The following is an 18781-nucleotide window of genomic DNA, read 5'->3' as shown; positions in this document are numbered from 1 at the left end:
CTCAGTCCTCCCCCTGGTGGCGGAGCGCGACCGCCGGTTCGGCACGGCGCAGCGCCGAACCGGCGGTGATCAGCAGCAGCGGGGCGGCCACCCCCAGGAGGAGCAGGGCGACCCGGTGCACCGGGAGTTCGACGAGGACGGGCGGGACCGGCCGCCCCGCGTCGGAGGTCAGGACGATCAGCGGTACGACGGCCCGGGTCAGGAGGGTGCCGAGACCCAGCCCGGCGAGCAGCCCGGCGCCGACGAGCAGGCTCTGCTCCGTCGCGACCAGCCGGGCGAGATCCCGGCGGGAGGTGCCCAGGGCGCGCAGCACCGCGAACTCCGCGGACCGCTCCCGCCGCGCACCGGCGGCGCTCACCGCGAAGCCCCCGGCGGCCAGGGCCGCCGCGGCCACCGCCACCGCCGTCAGCGCCGAGCGCGGCCCGGCACCGAGCGGATCGCGCAGCAGTTCGGCCGCGGTCTCGTCCCGCACCAGGACCTGCTGCGGTTCGAGGTCCGGGCGCGCCCGCAGAGCGGCGGCGACCTCGGCCGCCTTGCCGGGGGCCGCGCTCACCCACCACTCCGTGGGGCCGAGCGGCGCGGCGGCCCGCTGGGCCAGCACGGCGTCGACGGCCCGCAGATCGAGCAGCAGCGCCCCGCCGTCCGTCGTCTCTGCGTCCGGTCCGGGGCCGGTGGTCGGCAGCTCCTCGACCGTCCGGACGATCCGCACCCGCAGCTGCTCCCCGGACAGCGGTACGTCGATGGTGTCGCCCGGCCCGGCCCCCGCCGCCCGCAGGAAGTCCCGGGTGGCGACGGCGGCGATGCTCCGCGGCGCCCCGTCCCCTGCGGTGGTGACACGAACGGTGTAGAGCGGGGCGGCGTTGAAGCTCTCGTCGGGGTCGGCGCCGGTGCCGTACGACACGGTCAGCGGCGCGGTCCCCGACACGGTGGGCTTCATGACCGCACGGGCGAGGACGGTGCCGTTCTCCGTCACCGTCCAGCCGCCCCGCCAGCGCGTCCCGTCGGGTGCGGGAACGGTCCGCGCGGCGCCGTCGCGGCCGGTGGCTCGCAGCCGTTCGACGGTGAACCGGTGCCGTTCGGCGCGGCCGACGGGCGCGGTGTCGTCGAGCTGGAGCCCGGTCAGCCGCAGCGGCCCGGCCGGGGCGGCGCGGCGGCCCGTCGCCGTCACGCCCAGGTCGAGCGCGACCGGGTGAACCCGTCCGTCCACCGGGACCTCTCCGGCGCCCAGCCGGTAAGAGATGCCGTACCGGTCCTCGACGACCACCGTGAGCTGGGGCGCGCGGCCGGAAGGAGACTGTCCCGTCCGGGCCCGCAGGTCGGTGATCCGCACGTCGAGGCCGAGCCGCCGGGTGCCGTCGGGCAGCCGTATCGCCCGGTCCGCGTCCTGCTCGGGCAGGGCCAGTGTCCGCAGCAGCTTCGCCGCGGGCTCGTCGGCGAGATCGCCCCGCATCAGCATCCCGTCCGCGGCACGGGCCGTGTCCAGGGCGAGGACCGTCGCGTCACGACCGCCGGACAGGGTCAGGCCGGTGCGGTGCGCGGGAGCGGCGTCCCGGGCCCCGGGCAGCGCGGCGTAGAGGCCGGTCTGTCCGGGACTGCCCGGCCTGTAGTCGAGAACCCGTACGGAGGCGCCCGTCCTGAAGTCGGCCTGGTCGTCCTGCGACCGGTCCCAGGACGCGCCGTGCCCGATCGCCAGCATCCCGGTCGCCACGGCGATGACAAGCAGCAGCACCGGACCCGCTCCGCGCAGCGGGCGCCGGCTGAACTGCCAGCCCGCCAGCGCCGCCGGCAGCCCGCGCCCGCTCGCCGAACGCCGCTCCGCGAGCCGGGCCGCGAGCGGCAGCAGACGCAGCGTCAGCACTGTGCCCGCCAGCAGCGCCAGCGCGGGCGCCGCGACCAGCAGCGGATCGATGCCCAGCTGTCCGGCCCGGTCCCGGCTGAGCACACCGCCGTCGCTCGCCGCGGTCTGCCGTTGGAGCTGCCAGTACGCCACGCCCGCGATCAGCAGCAGCCCGGCATCGGCTCCGGCGCGCACGGGCGCGGCCGTCGTGGCGGCACGCACGCGCCGCAGCCGTGCGGGTACGCCTGCCGTCGCCGCCAGCGCGGGCGCCACGACCGCCACACCGCACGCCAGCGCCACACCGCCCGCGACCAGCCAGACCCCGCCCGACGGGGCGGCCTCCAGCCGCAGCCCGATCCGGTCGAGCGAGGACCAGCGGGCCAGCAGCCGGGCCAGCGGGCCGGACATCAGCGCGGCACAGACCGCGGCCGGTACCGCCAGCAGCAGCGCCTCCAGCGCGGCGAGCCCCGCGATCCGGCCGCGCGAGCTGCCCCGGGCGCGCAGCAGCTCGGTCTCGCCCGCCCGTTCGCTGTCCAGCAGCCGGGCCACCAGCAGCAGCGCGTACCCGGCGAGCAGGACCAGCTGCACGGAGACGATCATCAAGGTGGACCGGGACACCAGCAGGGCCCGCCCGGTCCGGTCGAGCAGCTCCGGCAGCCCGGTGCGCACGGTCGCGTCGCCTCCGAGCACCGGGTCCTTGCGCAGCGCCCCGGCCGCGCGCACGGCATCCGCGCGGAGCGCGCCGATGCCGTCGGTGGTGACGGTGCGGTAGTCGGCCGTCGCCACCCAGCCGGTGTTGTCCACGGAGGCGCGGCCGGAGGCGAGCACCGACGCGTCGGCCAGCAGCGGCCCGTAGGTGGTGAAGGCGAGGGTGCGTACGCCCTGGCCGCCGACGGTGTCCGCCTGCCAGTAGGGATCCGAGCCGTCGGCCGCCCGGTACACCCCCGTCACCCGTACCCGGATCGGTGCGCCGCCCAGCCGGTCGGTGAGCGCGAGGTGCGCTCCGGACCGCAGCTTCAGCCGGTCGGCGGCCGCCTCGGGCAGGGCGACGGGCACGGCGGTCTCACCGCCCGCCCGGGCCGGGCCGGGCAGGGCGCCCGAGACCAGTCTGATCCTGGACCGGTCGAGGGCGGCGAGATACGTGAGGTCGGGTTGCCCGGCCCGGGCGTCCGCGTCCCGCAGGGACCGGGGCAGCGCGTACGGCCCGGACCGCTCCAGCCTCCGCACGGTCACCGGCAGCCCGCCGAAGGCCTCCCGCGCCCCGCGCACCACGGTCCGGTGCGCCGCGTCCCGCCGCTCCCGGGGCACGTCCGCCTCGACGACGAGGGAGGCGGGCACCGCGGCCCGGCCGCTCAGGGTGCCGCGCAGCGCCGCGTTCCCGACGGAGCCGGAGAAGGCCGCGAGGGTGGCGAGAACCGAGGTGGTCAGCAGGACGGCGAGCAGGGCGGCCGTGAGCAGCAGCCGATGCGCGCGCAGGCGCAGCAGCAGTAAGCCCGTCACTCTTCCCCCACCCGATGGCCGAGCCGCTGTTCCCCAACCCGGCATGCATATCACGGAGTTACGGGCCCGGCACATGAGTTCGAACGCGGGTCGTCCGGCCCTTGACCGCCCGGACCGCTTCCGTATGGGATGCGGTGATGACCGAGAACACCAGCCCGCGGCCCGGTGCCACCCTCGCCGACGACGCATCCGGCGGGCCGATGCTACGGGTGGAGGACGTGCACCACTCCTACGGCACGGGCGCGGCGGCCGTGCACGCGCTGCGCGGGGTGTCCTTCACCGTCCGGCGCGGTGAGCTGGTCGCTCTCAAGGGCCGCTCAGGCTCCGGCAAGTCGACGCTGCTCCATCTGATCGGCGGTCTCGACTCCCCGCACAGCGGCCGTGTCGTCGTGGCCGGCGCCGACCTGTCGGCGCTGAGTGAGAACGAGCTGCTGGAACTGCGCCGCGACCGCATCGGCTTCGTCTTCCAGTCCTTCGGGCTCATCCCCATCCTCACCGCCGCCGAGAACGTGGGCGTGCCGCTGCGGCTGCGCCGGACCGGGCCGCGTGAGCGCGAGGAGCGGGTGGCGCTGCTGCTCGCCCTGGTGGGACTGGCCGGACACGAGGCACAGCGGCCCGCCGAGCTGTCCGGCGGGCAGCAGCAGCGGGTCGCCATCGCCCGGGCGCTCGCCAACAGCCCGGCCCTGCTGCTCGCCGACGAGCCGACCGGCCAGCTCGACGCCGCCACCGGCCTGGCGGTGATGGAGCTGCTGCGGGCGGTGGTCCGCAGCGAGGGCGTCACGGCCCTCGTCGCCACCCACGACCCGCAACTCCTCGGTCTGGCCGACCGGGTGCTGGAACTGAGCGACGGAGTGGTCGTCGAGGAGTGAGAGGATGCGGGCCATGGCCGCGATCACTCTCACCAAGGTCGAAGAGACCGCTCCGTCCCTGGTGAACCTCTACAAGAGCGCCGGGGTGTCCCTCGCGAAGCACGGCCTCGGCGGGCTGCGGGCCGCGGTCTACCTCGTGGTCGACCACTCCGGCTCGATGAAGCCGTACTACAAGGACGGCAGTGTGCAGGCGCTGGCCGACCGGGTGCTCGGGCTGTCGGCGCATCTGGACGACGACGGCAGCGTGCCCGTGGTGTTCTTCTCCACCGACGTCGACGCCGTCACCGACATCGCGCTCGCCGACCACCGCGGAAGGGTCGAGCGGATCGTGGCCGGGCTCGGGCACATGGGGAAGACCAGCTATCACCTGGCGATGGACGCCGTGATCGACCACTACCTCGACAGCGGGGCGGCCGAGCCCGCCCTGGTCGTCTTCCAGACCGACGGCGGGCCGATCAACAAGCTCGCCGCCGAGCGGTACCTCTGCAAAGCGGCCGGGCTCCCGCTGTTCTGGCAGTTCGTCGGGTTCGGCGACCCGGGCAGCAGGCAGTTCGACTTCCTGCGCAAGCTCGACGAGCTGGCCGTGCCGGGCAAGCGGGTCGTCGACAACGCCGGGTTCTTCCACGCGGGGGCGGATCCGCGGAAGGTCTCGGACGCCGAGCTGTACGACCGGCTGGTGGGCGAGTTCCCGAAGTGGCTCGTGGCCGCACGGGCGCAGGGCATCGTGAGGGACCCCGGCAGCAGCTGAGCCGCCCGCTCGCCTCCCCGGCCCAACCCGCTCCGCCCCTTGGCCCAACCGCCCGTACGCCCCGTTTGCACGGCCGCGGCGCCGTGCCACGCTGGGAAGGATCCGACCGGGAGGCGACGACGTATGGGCGACGACGGCGCACGACGGATGTACGGGACGCAATCCGCTGACCGGAGACCTCCCGCCGGCCAGGGCGAGAAGCTCGCCGACTGGGCGGACGGGCGGCTGGGGCTCTACGCCCTGGCCAAGGCCAACATGCGCAAGGTCTTCCCGGACCACTGGTCCTTCATGCTGGGCGAGGTCACCCTCTACAGCTTCGTCGTGCTGATCCTCACCGGCGTCTACCTCACCCTGTTCTTCGAGCCGAGCATGCAGGAGGTCGTCTACGACGGCACCTACACGGAGCTCAACGGCGTTCTCATGAGCAGGGCGTTCGAGTCCACCCTGGACATCAGCTTCGATGTGCGCGGCGGGCTGCTGATCCGGCAGATCCACCACTGGGCGGCGCTGGTGTTCATCACCGGCATGCTGGTGCACATGATGCGGGTGTTCTTCACGGGCGCCTTCCGCAAACCGCGCGAGCTGAACTGGGTGTTCGGCTGGACCCTGCTGATGCTCGGCATCATCACCGGCCTGACCGGCTACTCCCTGCCCGACGACCTGCTGTCCGGCACCGGCCTCCGCTTCGCGCACGGCGCCATCCTGTCCATCCCGATCGTCGGGACGTACGTGGCGTTCTTCCTGTTCGGCGGGGAGTTCCCGGGTGAGGACATCATCTCGCGGCTGTACCCCGTCCACGTCCTACTGTTGCCCGGGATCATGTTGGGCCTGGTGACCGCCCATCTGATCCTGGTCTTCTACCACAAGCACACCCAGTTCCCGGGCCCGGGACGCAAGGAGCGCTCGGTCGTCGGGATGCCCTTCCTGCCGGTCTACCTGGCCAAGGCCGGGGGGTTCTTCTTCCTCGTCTTCGGCGTCCTGACGGTGATGGGCGCGATCGCCCAGATCAACCCCGTGTGGGCGTTCGGCCCCTACCGCCCCGACCTGGTCACCACCGGCGCCCAGCCCGACTGGTACCTCGGCTTCTCCGAGGGGCTGATCCGGGTGATGCCGGGATGGGAGATCAACCTCTGGGGGCACACGCTCGTCCTCGGCGTGTTCATTCCCTTCTCGCTCTTCCCGCTGATCCTGCTCGCCCTCGGCGTCTACCCCTTCATCGAGGCGTGGATCACCGGCGACAAACGCGAGCACCACATCCTGGACCGGCCGCGCAACGCGCCCGTGCGCACCGGCCTCGGCGTGGCCTGGCTGACCTTGTACGCGGTACTGCTGATCGGCGGCGGCAACGACATCGTCGCCACCCATCTGCATTTGTCCATCAACGTGATCACGTGGTTCGTGCGGATCGGCGCCTTCGTGCTGCCGGTCGCCGCCTTCATCGTCACGAAGAAGATCTGCATGGGTCTGCAGCGCCGCGACCGTGCCATGGTGCTGCACGGCCGGGAGAGCGGCACCATCAGGCGGCTGCCGACCGGCGAGTACATCGAGGTCCACGAGCCCCTCACCCAGGCCGACCTGTTCACGCTCACCCAGCACGAGCAGAAACCGCCGTACGAGGTCGGGCGCGAGGTCGACGCGGGGGGTGTCCGCCGCAGGGTCAAGCGGTCCGAGCGGCTGCGTGCCCGGCTGGCGAAGGCCATGTTCGGGCCCGACGCGCGGATCGAGAAGCCGACGGTGGAGGAGTACCGGGAGATCACCAGCGGCGATCACCGGCACTGACGACCAGGGCCCGGCACGCCTCGGGATCGCCCCAGGCCGTGCGCAGGGCCCGGGCCTTGGTCAGCCACAGCGACAGGCCGTACTCCGCGGTGTAGCCGATCGCCCCGTGCAGTTGCAGCGCGGTACGGGCGGTGGCGTACGCCGCCTCGCACGCGGCGGCCTTGGCGGCGGCGACGTCGGCCGGACGCATCGTGAGCGCGGCACCGAAGAGCAGGGGACGCGCGAACTCCAGGGCCGTCCTCGCATCGGCCAGCCGGTGCTTGACCGCCTGGAACGATCCGACGGGGACGCCGAACTGGGTGCGCCGTCTGACGTATCCGACGGTTGTGCCGAGCAGAGAGAGGCCCACGCCGAGGGCTTGCGCGGCGGTGGCGAGGCGGGCCCAGGTGAGGGCCTCTTCCGGGGGCGGACCGAGGAGCTCACCGCCGGGGGTCAGGGGGGTGAGGCGGCGGGCCGGGTCGAGGGAGGGCAGGACGGGGCCGTGGCCGGGGGAGAGGCGGACGCCGTCGGGCTCCCAGGAGAGCCGGAGGGTGGCCGCGTCGCCGTCCAGGGCGTACGCACCTTCGGGGGCCACCGTCGCCATCGTCTCGCCGGATGCCAGTGCCGGCAGCAGCCGTTCGGCGATCTCGGGGCCGGCCCCCGTGAGGAGCGCCGCCGCCGTGACCGTCTCCACCAGCGGTCCTGGCACCGCGTGGCGGCCCAGCTCCACGAAGGCCACGGCCAGTTCGACGGGTCGCGGGCCCAGCCCGTCGTACGCCTCCGGCACCGCCAGCGCGAACACGCCCGCTCCGGCGACACGGGACCACAGTGCCCGCCCGCCCGCATGGTCGCCCCGGCTCCAGGCCCGTATCACCGCCGGGGTGTCCGCCGCCGTCAGCAGGGCGTCCAGCGACGCGGCGAAGGCCCGCTGCTCGGGATCGAGGAGGAAGCGCATCAGAGACGCCCCTTATACGGAGTTCCCGGCATCAGAGGCGCTCCTCATGCGGAGTCCCCGGCATCACAGGCGCTCCTTCCGCAGAGTCCCCGGCATCAGCGGCGTCCCTTCGGCAGGCCGAGCAGGCGCTCGGCGATGATGTCGCGCTGGATCTCGTTCGTGCCCGCGTAGAGCGGTCCGGCGAGGGCGAAGACGTACCGCTCCGCCCAGTCGGTGTCCGCCCTCTCGCCCTCGGGGCCGAGCAGGTCGAGGGCCGTCTCGTGCAGCGCGAGGTCCAGTTCGGACCAGAAGACCTTGTTGAGGCTCGACTCCGGGCCGACGGCCTCGCCCTCCAGGAAGCGGGAGGCGGCCGCGTACGTGAAGAGCTGGTAGGCGCGGGCGCCGATCAGCGCGTCGGCCACCCGGCCGCGCGCCGCCTCCGGGCTGCCCCGCTCCCGCCACAGCTCCTCCAGCCGGCGCGCGGCGGCGAGGAAACGGCCGGGGGAGCGGAGCATCAGACCGCGTTCGCTGCCAGCCGTCGACATCGCGATCCGCCAGCCCTGGCCCGGCTCGCCGATCACGTCCTCATCGGGCACGAACACCTCGTCCAGGAACAGCTCCGCGAAGGCCGGCTTGCCGTCCAGACGGGCGATCGGGCGGACCGTGACCCCGGGAGCGCGCAGGCCGAACATCAGGTACGTCAGACCCTGGTGGGGCCTCGCCGCGTCCGGGTCGCTGCGGAACAGGCCGAAGGCGCGGTCGGCGAACGCGGCCCGGGAGGACCAGGTCTTCTGGCCGGTCAGCAGCCAGCCGCCGTCCGTGCGCACGGCCTTCGCCCGCAGGGACGCCAGGTCCGAACCGGCCTCGGGTTCCGACCAGGCCTGCGCCCAGACCACCTCCCCGGAGGCCATCGGGGGCAGGACCCGGGTCCGCTGCTCCTCGGTGCCGTGATCGAGGAGGGTGGGGGCCAGCAGCTGGATGCCGTTCTGACCGACGCGGCCCGGTGCGCCCGCCGCCCAGTACTCCTCCTCGAAGAGCAGCCACCGCACGAGCCCCGAGTCACGGCCGCCGTACCGAGACGGCCAGTTGACCACTGACCAGCGGTCCGCGGCGAGCTCCGCCTCCCAGGAGCGGTGCGCGGCGAAGCCCTCCTCGGTCTCCAGGGAGGGCAGGGGTACGCGCGGCACGTGCGCGTGCAGCCACTCCCGCACCTTTGCGCGGAACTCCTCGTCCGCAGGGGAGAACGCCAGGTCCACGACCGCTCCCTTCTTCCCTAACAAGTGTTTGGTAGGTTAGCGTGAACCCATGACAGACGTCGAGAGTCCGTCGTACGTGCCCGGCCACGGCCTGCTGAAGGGACGGACCGCCGTCGTCACCGCGGCGGCCGGCGCGGGGATCGGCGGGGCCACGGCGCGGCGCTTCCTGGAGGAGGGCGCGCGGGTGCTGATCAGCGACGCGCACGCGCGCCGTCTCAAGGAGTACGAGGCGCGGCTGGCCGGTGAGTTCGGCGGAACGTCGGTCACCGCGGTGCCCTGCGACGTCACCGACGAGACGCAGGTACGCGTGCTCTTCGAGACGGCCGCGGCGGAGCACGGCCGCCTCGACGTCGTGGTCAACAACGCCGGCCTCGGCGGCACGGCGGACTTGGTCGACATGACCGACGAGCAGTGGTCCCGCGTCCTGGACGTGACGTTGAACGGCACGTTCCGGTGCGTGCGGGCCGCGCTCCGGCACATGAAGGGCACCGGCGGCGGAGTGATCGTCAACAACGCCTCCGTCGTCGGCTGGCGCGCCCAGGCCGGGCAGGCCCACTACGCCGCCGCCAAAGCGGGCGTGATGGCGCTGACCCGGTGTGCGGCGGTCGAGGCGGCCGGGTACGGGGTGCGGGTCAACGCCGTGGCGCCCAGCCTCGCCATGCACCCCCACCTGGTGAAGGTGACCACGCCCGAGCTGCTCGCCGAGCTGACCGCCCGAGAGGCCTTCGGGCGGCACGCCGAGCCCTGGGAGGTGGCCAACGTGATCGTGTTCCTGGCGTCCCGCTACTCCTCGTACATGACGGGAGAAGTGGTGTCCGTCAGCAGCCGGCACGCCTAGGACGACAATGGACCCGTGCCTCCTACGAAGAAGAATCCCCAGGTGACCGCCACCGAGCCCCCAGCCGCTGCCGCCGCCCGCGACCGCCGCGGCGAACTCCTCGGCACCGCCGCCGAGGTCTTCGCCGAGCAGGGCTACAACGCCACCACCGTCCGCAAGATCGCGGACCACGCGGGGATGCTCGCAGGCAGCCTCTACTACCACTTCGACTCCAAGGAGTCGATGCTGGAGGAGATCCTGCGCACCTTCCTCGACGAGCTGTGGGACGGCTACGACACCGTCCTGGCCGCCGGGCTCGGGCCGCGCGAGACGCTTCAGGCCCTGGTCACCGAGTCGTTCCGGGAGATCGACCGGCACCGCGCGGCCGTCGCGATCTACCAGAAGGAGAGCAGGCAGCTCGTGGCGCAGGAGCGGTTCGCGTTCCTCGCCGAGTCGCAGCGCAGGTTCGAGAAGGCCTGGCTGTCCACGCTGGAGCGCGGCGTCGCCGAGCGGGCCTTCCGGGCCGACCTCGACGTCCGGCTCACCTACCGGTTCGTGCGCGACACGGTGTGGGTCGCCGCGTCCTGGTACCGGCCGGGCGGACAGCACAGCCCGGACGAGATCGCCCGGCAGTACCTGTCGATGGTGCTGGACGGGATCGCCGTACGCGAATAGCCCCTACTTGCCAGGGAGTTGTCATGGCCGAGGCCTACATCGTCGAAGCCGTCCGGACGCCCGTCGGGCGACGCGCGGGAGGACTGAGCGCGGTCCACCCGGCCGACCTCGGCGCGCACGTCCTGGGAGAGCTGATGAGCCGCTCGGGCGCCGACCCGGCCGCCGTGGAGGACGTCGTCCTCGGCTGCCTGGACGCGGTCGGGCCGCAGGCCGGGGACATCGCGCGGACCTGCTGGCTGGCGGCCGGGCTGCCCGAGGAGGTGCCGGGCGTGACCGTCGACCGGCAGTGCGGCTCCTCGCAGCAGGCCGTGCACTTCGCGGCGCAGGCCGTGCTGTCCGGCACCCAGGACCTGGTGGTCGCCGGCGGGGTGCAGAACATGTCGATGATCCCCATCGCCTTCGCCACCCGGCAGGCCGCCGAACCGCTCGGGCTGACGCAGGGCCCCTTCGCGGGCAGCGCCGGCTGGCGGGCACGGTACGGGGACCAGCCCGTCAACCAGTTCGTGGGCGCCGAGATGATCGCCGCGAAGTGGGGGATCACCCGGCAGGACCAGGAGGAGTTCGCCCTGCGCTCCCACCAGCGGGCGGTGCTCGCCATCGACGAGGGCCGCTTCGCCCGCGAGAGCGTGCCCTACGGGGAGGTCACCGCCGACGAGGGGCCGCGCCGGGACACCTCCCTGGAGAAGATGGCCGGACTCAAACCCGTCCTCGACGGAGGCACCGTCACCGCCGCCTGCTCCTCGCAGATCTCCGACGGGGCGGCGGCGATGCTGCTGGCCTCCGAGCGGGCCGTGCGCGACCACGGGCTCACCCCCCGCGCGCGCGTGCACCACCTCTCCGTGCGCGGCGAGGACCCGATCCGGATGCTCACCGCCCCCATCCCGGCCACCGCGCACGCCCTGAAGAAGACCGGCCTGACCATCGACGACATCGACCTCGTCGAGATCAACGAGGCCTTCGCCCCGGTCGTCCTGGCCTGGCTGAAGGAGACCGGCGCCGACCCGGAGCGGGTCAACGTCAACGGCGGCGCGATCGCCCTGGGGCACCCCCTCGGCGCGACCGGCGTCAAACTCATGACGACCCTGCTGCACGAACTGGAGCGCACCGGCGGCCGCTTCGGTCTGCAGACCATGTGCGAGGGCGGCGGCCAGGCCAACGTGACGGTCATCGAACGGCTGTGAGCCGCCTCAGCGTCTCCTCGGCCTCCTTCACGATCCGCTCCACCAGCTCCGCGCACGAGGGCAGGTCGTCGATCACCCCGGCGACCTGCCCGGACGCCATCACGCCCAGGTCCGTACGGCCGTCCACCATCGCCGACTTCAGCAGCATCGGAGTGTTCGCGGCGAGCAGCACCTGACTCCAGGACAGGTCCTTGCCGTGCTTGAGGGCCAGCCCGTCGTGGGCCAGCTGCCGCCAGGTCAGCCCGGACAGCCTGCGGAACCCGGCCGCCGCGCGCACGGCCCGCACCAGCGCCCCGGCCCGGCCGGCGCCCTCCAGGGCTGCCACCAGTTCCGTACGCAGCATGCGGTGCGGCAGCCCGTCCACCGCCCGGGTCACCGTCACGTCCCGCACGGTCGCCGCGAGGTACCGCGCCTTCACCGCGTCCGGCACGGTCGAGTCGGAGGTCAGCAGGAACCGCGTGCCCATCGCCACGCCCGCCGCCCCGTAGGCGAGGGCCGCGGCCAGCCCGCGCCCGTCGAAGAACCCGCCCGCCGCGACGACCGGTATCGGCACCGCGTCCACCACCTGCGGCAGCAGCACGGTCGTGGCCACCTCGCCGGTGTGCCCGCCGCCCTCCGAGCCCTGCACCAGCACCGCATCGGCGCCCCACGCCGCGACCTTCTCGGCGTGCCGCCGCGCCCCCACGGTCGGCATGACGACCACACCGGCCTCCTTGAGCTCGCCGATCAGCTCCCGGGAAGGGGCGAGGGCGAACGAGGCGACCCGGACGCCCTCCTCGATCAGGATCCGGACGCGGTCGCCCGCGTCGGCGGCGTCGGCACGCAGGTTCACCCCGAACGGCGCGTCGGTCCGGGCCTTCACCTCCCGTACGGCCTCGCGCAGCCGGCCGGGCGTCATCGTGGCGGACGCCAGGATGCCGAGGGCGCCCGCGTTCGCCGTGGCGGAGACCAGACGGGGACCGGCCACCCAGCCCATCCCGGTCTGCACGACCGGATGGCGGACGCCGGTGAGCCGGGTCAGTGCCGTCTCCCTCACGCGCCGACCTCCCTGGCCCGGGCGCCGGCCGGGTCGACGACCTCCCGGATCAGCCGGAGCTCCTCGGCGGTCGGCTCACGCGTCGGCGGTACGTCGTCCGGGACGGTCAGCCCGAAGCCCGTCGCCGCCCTGACCTGCTCGACCGTGACACCCGGGTGCAGCGAGGCCAGCCGCATCGAGTGGTCGGTGGTGGCGAAGTCGAAGACGCCCAGGTCGGAGACGACGCGCGGGATGCGGTGGTAGCGCGCGCCGGCCGCACGGTCGTAGCCGACTCCGCAGACCATGTCGACCCGCTCGACGAAGACCCGCCGGGAGTGCCTCGGGATCCAGTAACTGGTCGGGTTGTTGAGGGTGTTGACCGGCGCGCCGCGCACCCCGAGCAGCTGCCGCCTCGGCCGCTCCCAGTCGCCGATGCACGCGATGTTCTGGTTGCCGTAGCGGTCGATCTGGCTCGCACCCATCATCACGTGCCGCCGCCCGCCCGTGACCCAGGCCAGATGCTCGCGGTACGGCAGCCAGCCCTCGGGTGTCCCGTCCGGGCGGACGAGCAGCGCCTCGCCGTCGGTCAGCAGCAGGTCCGGCGCGAAGGTGAGCCGGGCCAGCCGGGCGCCGATCGAGGGGATCAGCCCCATGGGGCTCGCCAGCACCTCGCCGTCGCCCCGCCAGGCCTCCGCGCAGGCGATCACGCAGTACTCGGCGCGCGTGGGTCCGCTCATGTGCCCTCCCGCACGGCCGCCTGGTACGCCTGCTCGTCCCCGCCGAGGTACCCGGCCTTGAAATCGGGCCAGGGCGTGGTCGCATACGTCTTCTGGAAGGCCTCGTCCCGGCCGTAGTCGGGCGCGCAGGACGTGAAGTGCGCCCCGTTCGGGGTCTCGACCACACCGGTGACGGTGTGCCGCCTGACCAGCAGGGTCTGCGGCGGGCCCTCTTTCGTCAGCTCGGCCGTGTCGACGATCCGCTCGCAGCTCACGTACGCCGTGTCGGCCGCCGCGCAGAACAGGTCGTCGAAGTACGGGTCCGGGCCCAGGTACTGCCCGTTGCCCGACCGGTCCGCGCGGTTGACGTGCACCAGGGCCGCGTCCATGCGCAGGGCGGGCACGGCGACGAACGTCTCCCCGTCCTCGTACGGCGAAGTGACCGTCCTCAGACCGGGGTTGACCCGCATCACGTCCGAACCGAATCCGGCCCGCACCGGCAGGAACGGCAGCCGGTTCGCCGCCGCCCGCAGGCCCCACAGGAACATCGCCTCGTCGATCTCCGTCAGTGCGAAGGCACCCCGCTCGCGGGCCGCCCGGTAGTGCGGTTCCAGGGGGATCGAGTCGAGCGTGACGAAGGCCGTGACCAGTCTCCGGATCCGCCCGGCCGCGGCCAGCATGCCCACGTCGGGGCCGCCGTACGAGACGACCGTCAGGTCGGTGATCCCCGACCGGAGCAGCCCTCTCACCAGGGCCATCGGCTTGCGGCGCGAGCCCCAGCCGCCGATGCCGAGGGTCATGCCGCTGGACAGCCGGGACACGGCCTCGTCCGCCGACATCGTCTTGTCCCTCATCGCGCTCCCTCCTGACCGGATGTGCCGGGGCTGCCGGAGTCCCCGAAGCTGTCGCGCACTCGCGCTCCCACCCCGCTGAGGCCCGCCTCGAAGGTGAAGCCCTGCTCGAAGCGGTAGCTGCGCCGCACGTCCACGGGGTCGATGCCGTTGAGCGCGGCCTTGGCCAGGCGGAGCAGCCGGCCGTCCTTGGCGGCGATCTCCCGGGCCAGCTCCAGTGCGGCGGCGCCCAGTTCGCCACGCGGCACCACCCGCCACACCGATCCGTGCGCGTGCAGGTCGGTCGCGCTCGCCGTGCGCGCCGTGTAGTACAGGGCCCGCATGAGGTGCTGGGGAACCAGCCGGGCCAGGTGCGTGGCCGCGCCCAGGGCGCCGCGGTTCAGCTCGGGCAGCCCGAACACCGCGTCCTCGCTGGCCACGATCGCGTCCGCGTTGCCCACCAGGCCGATGCCGCCGCCCAGGCAGAAACCCTGCACGGCCGCCACGACCGGCACCTCGCACTCGTAGACCGCCGCGAACGCCTCCGCGCAGCCGCTGTTCGCGCCGCGCAGCGCGCTGTGCTCCCGGTCGTCGGCCTGCAACTCCTTGATGTCCACCCCCGCGTTGAACCCGCGCCCCTCGGCGGCCAGCACCACGCACCGGACCTCCGGGTCGCGTCCGGCCGCGCGCACCGCGCCGGCCAGGGAGAACCAGCCCGCCACCGGCAGGGCGTTCACCGGCGGGAAGTCGACCGTGACGACGACGATGCCCTTTTCCCCGCACGAGGTGGAGACACCCATGGCCGCATCAGCTACCTTTCCACCAAACGTTTGTTAGGTGGAAGGTAGCAGTGCATGGAGCTGGACGGGAAGGTCGCCGTCGTCACGGGCGGTACCCGCGGCGTCGGCGCCGGCATCGCGCGTGCCTTGGTACGGGCGGGCGCCGAAGTCGTGGTCTGCGCCCGCCGGCCACCGGAAGTCCCGCTCCCCGGCACCGAGTTCGTGCCGCTGGACGTCCGGGACGCCCACGCCGTCGGGCGCCTGTTCACCGCTCTGCCCAGGCTGGACGTCCTCGTCAACAACGCGGGCGGCGCACCCCACCGGCTGCTCACCGAGGCCGGGGCGGACCGGCACGCGCGCGTGGTGGAGCTCAACCTGCTCGCGCCGCTGACCGTGTCCCTCGCCGCATACGAGCACCTCCGGCGGGCGAGGGGCTCGATCGTCATGATCGGCAGCGTCAGCGGCGGCCGCCCCTCGCCCGGCACCGCCGCCTACGGTGCCGCCAAGGCGGGCCTGGAGAGCCTCGCCCGTTCGATGGCCGTGGAGTGGGCGCCCGGCATCCGGGTCAACACCCTCGTCGTGGGCATGGTCCGCACGGAACTGTCCCCCCTCCACTACGGCGACGAGGACGGCATCGCCGCCGTCGCCCGCACGGTCCCGCTGGGGCGTCTCGCCGAGCCGTCCGACGTGGGTGGCGCGGCCGTGTTCCTGGCGTCCGACGCCGCCGCGTACATCAGCGGGGCGAGCCTGCTCGTGCACGGCGGCGGGGAGCGGCCGGCGTTCCTGGACGCGGCCACCGCCTGCCACCCGCCTGCCGCGGACAAGGAGAGCTGACATGAGCGGTATCTGTGCCGGCCGGGTCGTGGTCGTGACGGGCGCGGGGCGTGGGCTCGGCCGGGCCCACGCGCTCGCGTTCGCGGCCGAGGGGGCACGGCTGGTCGTCAACGACCTCGGGGTCGGGCTCGACGGCACGCCCGGCACCCCCGGCCCCGACAGCCCTGCCGCCCGGGTCGCCGAGGAGATCCGCGCGGCGGGCGGCGAGGCGGTGCCGCACGGTGGTGACATCGCCACGACCGAGGGCGCCGCCTCGCTCGTCCGGACCGCCCTGGAGACGTACGGCCGGCTGGACACCCTCGTCAACAACGCGGGCTTCCTGCGGGACCGGATGCTGGTCAACCTCGGCGAGGACGACTTCGACGCGGTCGTACGCGTCCACCTCAAGGGCCACTTCCTGCCCCTGCGGCACGCGGCCGCGCACTGGCGGTCCGAGGCGAAGGCGGGCCGCCGGTCCGAGGCCCGGATCATCAACACCAGCAGCGGCGCGGGCCTGCTGGGCTCCGTCGGGCAGGGCAACTACAGCGCCGCCAAGGCCGGAATCGTCGCCCTGACCCTGGTCGCGGCGGCCGAACTGCACCGCTACGGCGTCCAGGTCAACGCGATCGCTCCCGCCGCCCGGACCCGGATGACGGAACGCACCTTCGCGGACACCATGACGGCCCCCGACTCGGGCTTCGACGCCATGGCCCCGGAGAACGTCTCGCCCCTGGTCGTCTGGCTGGGCTCAGCGGCGAGCACGGGGGTGACGGGCCGGGTCTTCGAGACGGAGGGCGGCCGGATCACGGTGATGGAGGGGTGGAGGCCCGGGCCGAGCGCGGACAAGGGAGGGCGGTGGAGCCCGGCCGAGGCGGGGGAGCAGGCACGGAAACTGCTGGCGGAGACGGGAGTGCCCGGGGCCGTCTACGGCGCTTAGAGGAGACGCAGGCACCTCGCACGCGACGACGCCGGACCGACGGACAGCCCACCTCACAGGCAACCGGGACGGCTTGCGAGTCGGGCGGGGGTAGGCCGGGGGACTGGGGGCGGGCTGCGGCACAGCCCGCCCTGCACGCTCCGGGCCGGCTGGCAGGGGCACACGCCCGCCTGCCTCGTACTGCTCCGGGCAGGAGCGTAGGCCGGGGCCGGGGCCGGGGCCGGGGCCGGGGGCCAGGGGTCGGGCTTCAGCCCAGCCCACCCTGCACGTTCCAGGCCGGGTGGCAGGGGCACACGCCCGCCAGCCTCCTACGCTTCGGGCCGGAGCGTAGGCCGCCGGTGTCTGGGGGCGGGCTACAGCGCAGCCGCCTCGACACTCCGGGCCGTATGGCAAGGGCACAGCACGGCCCGCCTCACATGCTCCGGGCCGGATGGCAGGGGCCCCCGCGCGCCCTACGTGTCGCACTCCAGCACGCTCCGGCACAGCGCACACCGCGCCCTGACCCGCCCCCGCACCGGCACCCTGATCCGCTGGTGACACGTAGGACAGGGGAACGACACCCGCAACCGCCCGACCCCGTCAGGGGAGAACGCGTACCGCACCCCCGGCTGCGGCGGATCCGACGGCCCGTGCCGCCGGTCCCGGGCGTACCGCCGCCGCCCCGCCCACCCCGCCGCGGTCAGCGGCGGCTGCTGCTCATCACGGCGGGCCAGCTCCATCCCCTTCACATACGCCGTGTACGCCTGCGCACTGGTGAACCACACCGACGGGTCCTCGCCGAAGACCAGCGCCCGCTTGGCCAGCACATAGCCGAACTCCTCCGGCGTGAGATACCCCAGCTTCTGCGACGACGCCCCGTCCTCCCGGTACGCGTCCAGCAGCAGCCACCCCGCCCCCAGATACGTCGTCGCCGTGTCCGTGAGGATCTCGTTGTCCCGGACGCCCGGGAAGGACAGGTCGAGGCGATGCAGGTACACGTGCATCACCTCGTGCGCGAGGGCCGCTCCGATGTCCCGCCGATGCGAACGGAACCGGTCGTTCAGCTCCACGAAGTACTCAGGCCCGGCCGCGAGCTCCACGTTCGCCGCGTGCCGCATCTCCCGGAAGCTCACGATCAGCCGGGCATCCGGCAGCCGGTAGTGCCGCACCAGCTCGCGCGCCACCCGCTGCGCCCCCAGATACAGGTCGTCGGTGTCGCAGAACGCCATGTCGGCGGGGACCACACTGGTCGCGAACGTCTGGATGGTGTCGTACGACAGTCGCCTGTACAGCGCCGTGATGGCGGCCCGCACCGTCTCCAGATGCGGGTAGCCGTGCTCGACCGGCCCGTCGTTCGCCACGCCTCACCCCCAAGACGCCCCTGAACCCGGTTCCACTGTACGAGGACGCGACCCGCAGGGGACGGGCCGTACCACGGCGAAAACCGGTCGTCGCCGCCCGGCACCTCCGGCAGAATCCGGGCCGTGACCAGCGAACAGCACACCGTCGCCGCCGCGCTCCGGGTGGGCGGCCGGGACGACGACCTCAGCGCCCGGCTTCTACCCACGCCTCGGCTACCGGGAACGCGGCCGGATCGAAGGCGTCCCCGGCGGTCACGAGGACGTCTACTTCCACAAGCGACTCTTACCGCCGAAGAATGAGACGGCCCACGGCCACCCGGCGTGGTCCCCGTAGGCTGACGCCCCATGACCACCAGCAACACCGGTTCCCGCGACGTCGACCCCGCCGTCCGTGAAGAGCTCGCCCGGCTGCGCGACAGCATCGACAACATCGACGCGGCCGTCGTCCACATGCTCGCCGAGCGTTTCAAGTGCACCCAGCAGGTCGGCCACCTCAAAGCCCGGCACCAGCTGCCGCCCGCCGACCCGGCCCGCGAGGCCCGCCAGATCGCCCGGCTGCGCGCGCTCGCCGAGAGCGCCAAACTGGACCCGGCCTTCGCCGAGAAGTTCCTGAACTTCATCGTCGCCGAGGTCATCCGCCACCACGAGCGCATCGCGGACGAGGCGCTCAACGGCTCCGCCACCGGCGCCAACTGACCCCACGCGCGCCCCGGGGGAGTGACACGGCGGCCCGCCGGGGGCATGCTGCGCTCTACACAGCATGTCAACTGACGGGC

Annotated in this window: 17 protein-coding genes; 9 read left to right on the top strand and 8 right to left on the bottom strand. The window is 73.5% G+C overall.

The annotated features are described in order from the left end of the window. Nucleotide 1 precedes the first annotated feature (1 nt). The gene (locus tag CEB94_RS10830; protein ID WP_175431993.1) at nucleotides 2-3337 is read right to left on the bottom strand and encodes an FtsX-like permease family protein; all 3336 of its coding nucleotides are present in this window, start codon (nucleotides 3335-3337) and stop codon (nucleotides 2-4) included. A 137-nt stretch (nucleotides 3338-3474) separates the two neighbouring features. On the opposite strand from CEB94_RS10830, the gene CEB94_RS10825 reads away from it, so the two are divergent. The 3 genes from CEB94_RS10825 to qcrB all read left to right on the top strand — a co-directional run bounded on the left by CEB94_RS10825 (nucleotide 3475) and on the right by qcrB (nucleotide 6733). Continuing rightward, nucleotides 3475-4206 (top strand): ABC transporter ATP-binding protein, encoded by a 732-nt coding sequence (locus CEB94_RS10825; protein ID WP_175431992.1) that lies wholly within the window; start codon nucleotides 3475-3477, stop codon nucleotides 4204-4206. A gap of 13 nt (nucleotides 4207-4219) precedes the next feature. Beyond that, nucleotides 4220-4954, top strand: a complete 735-nt coding sequence (locus CEB94_RS10820) for a vWA domain-containing protein (RefSeq protein WP_175431991.1) — start codon at nucleotides 4220-4222, stop codon at nucleotides 4952-4954. A 123-nt stretch (nucleotides 4955-5077) separates the two neighbouring features. Beyond that, nucleotides 5078-6733, top strand: coding sequence for a cytochrome bc1 complex cytochrome b subunit (gene qcrB, locus CEB94_RS10815; protein WP_425472450.1), 1656 nt, complete (start codon nucleotides 5078-5080; stop codon nucleotides 6731-6733). On the opposite strand, the gene CEB94_RS10810 is transcribed toward qcrB, so the two are convergent. Further along, a complete protein-coding gene (locus CEB94_RS10810) occupies nucleotides 6708-7667 on the bottom strand; it encodes an acyl-CoA dehydrogenase family protein (protein WP_175431990.1) in 960 nt (319 codons plus the stop codon). The two genes, qcrB and CEB94_RS10810, sit on opposite strands and share 26 nt — an antisense overlap. A gap of 95 nt (nucleotides 7668-7762) precedes the next feature. Next, nucleotides 7763-8902, bottom strand: a complete 1140-nt coding sequence (locus tag CEB94_RS10805) for an acyl-CoA dehydrogenase family protein (RefSeq protein ID WP_175431989.1) — start codon at nucleotides 8900-8902, stop codon at nucleotides 7763-7765. A gap of 49 nt (nucleotides 8903-8951) precedes the next feature. Here CEB94_RS10805 and CEB94_RS10800 point away from each other — a divergent pair, with 49 nt between their 5' ends. From CEB94_RS10800 to CEB94_RS10790, 3 genes are read left to right on the top strand one after another with little or no spacing between them, the layout of a single operon-like run. After that, nucleotides 8952-9740, top strand: a complete 789-nt coding sequence (locus CEB94_RS10800; protein ID WP_175431988.1) for an SDR family oxidoreductase — start codon at nucleotides 8952-8954, stop codon at nucleotides 9738-9740. A 15-nt stretch (nucleotides 9741-9755) separates the two neighbouring features. After that, complete coding sequence (locus CEB94_RS10795) at nucleotides 9756-10394, top strand: TetR/AcrR family transcriptional regulator (protein WP_381108008.1); 639 nt, start codon at nucleotides 9756-9758, stop codon at nucleotides 10392-10394. Between the two features lie 23 nt (nucleotides 10395-10417). Then, a complete protein-coding gene (locus tag CEB94_RS10790; protein ID WP_175431987.1) occupies nucleotides 10418-11575 on the top strand; it encodes an acetyl-CoA C-acetyltransferase in 1158 nt (385 codons plus the stop codon). Here the strand turns inward: CEB94_RS10790 and CEB94_RS10785 are convergent. From CEB94_RS10785 to CEB94_RS10770, 4 genes are read right to left on the bottom strand one after another with little or no spacing between them, the layout of a single operon-like run. Beyond that, nucleotides 11559-12611 (bottom strand): NAD(P)H-dependent flavin oxidoreductase, encoded by a 1053-nt coding sequence (locus CEB94_RS10785; protein ID WP_175431986.1) that lies wholly within the window; start codon nucleotides 12609-12611, stop codon nucleotides 11559-11561. The genes CEB94_RS10790 and CEB94_RS10785 overlap by 17 nt on opposite strands. Beyond that, the gene (locus CEB94_RS10780; protein ID WP_175431985.1) at nucleotides 12608-13327 is read right to left on the bottom strand and encodes a CoA-transferase subunit beta; all 720 of its coding nucleotides are present in this window, start codon (nucleotides 13325-13327) and stop codon (nucleotides 12608-12610) included. The genes CEB94_RS10785 and CEB94_RS10780 overlap by 4 nt, the downstream gene beginning before the upstream one ends. Next, a complete protein-coding gene (locus CEB94_RS10775; RefSeq protein ID WP_175431984.1) occupies nucleotides 13324-14160 on the bottom strand; it encodes a CoA transferase subunit A in 837 nt (278 codons plus the stop codon). The genes CEB94_RS10780 and CEB94_RS10775 overlap by 4 nt, the downstream gene beginning before the upstream one ends. Further along, nucleotides 14157-14936 (bottom strand): enoyl-CoA hydratase family protein, encoded by a 780-nt coding sequence (locus tag CEB94_RS10770; RefSeq protein WP_175431983.1) that lies wholly within the window; start codon nucleotides 14934-14936, stop codon nucleotides 14157-14159. Before CEB94_RS10770 ends, CEB94_RS10775 begins: the two co-directional genes overlap by 4 nt. Before the next feature lie 54 nt (nucleotides 14937-14990). Here CEB94_RS10770 and CEB94_RS10765 point away from each other — a divergent pair, with 54 nt between their 5' ends. Both CEB94_RS10765 and CEB94_RS10760 read left to right on the top strand, forming a co-directional pair. Next, the gene (locus CEB94_RS10765; protein WP_175431982.1) at nucleotides 14991-15749 is read left to right on the top strand and encodes an SDR family oxidoreductase; all 759 of its coding nucleotides are present in this window, start codon (nucleotides 14991-14993) and stop codon (nucleotides 15747-15749) included. A 1-nt stretch (nucleotide 15750) separates the two neighbouring features. Continuing rightward, nucleotides 15751-16665 carry an SDR family oxidoreductase gene (locus tag CEB94_RS10760; protein ID WP_175431981.1) on the top strand — a complete coding sequence of 305 codons (915 nt, stop codon included), beginning with the start codon at nucleotides 15751-15753 and terminating at the stop codon, nucleotides 16663-16665. A gap of 452 nt (nucleotides 16666-17117) precedes the next feature. Here CEB94_RS10760 and CEB94_RS10755 read toward each other — a convergent pair whose 3' ends face one another. After that, nucleotides 17118-18005, bottom strand: coding sequence for a hypothetical protein (locus CEB94_RS10755; RefSeq protein ID WP_175431980.1), 888 nt, complete (start codon nucleotides 18003-18005; stop codon nucleotides 17118-17120). A 345-nt stretch (nucleotides 18006-18350) separates the two neighbouring features. Here CEB94_RS10755 and CEB94_RS10750 point away from each other — a divergent pair, with 345 nt between their 5' ends. After that, the gene (locus CEB94_RS10750; protein ID WP_175431979.1) at nucleotides 18351-18701 is read left to right on the top strand and encodes a chorismate mutase; all 351 of its coding nucleotides are present in this window, start codon (nucleotides 18351-18353) and stop codon (nucleotides 18699-18701) included. Nucleotides 18702-18781 lie beyond the last annotated feature (80 nt).

Source organism: Streptomyces hawaiiensis, from assembly GCF_004803895.1.
GTDB classification, from domain to species: domain Bacteria; phylum Actinomycetota; class Actinomycetes; order Streptomycetales; family Streptomycetaceae; genus Streptomyces; species Streptomyces hawaiiensis.
Note: the sequence above shows the minus strand (reverse complement) of the source record. Positions and strands in the feature narration are given on the sequence as shown.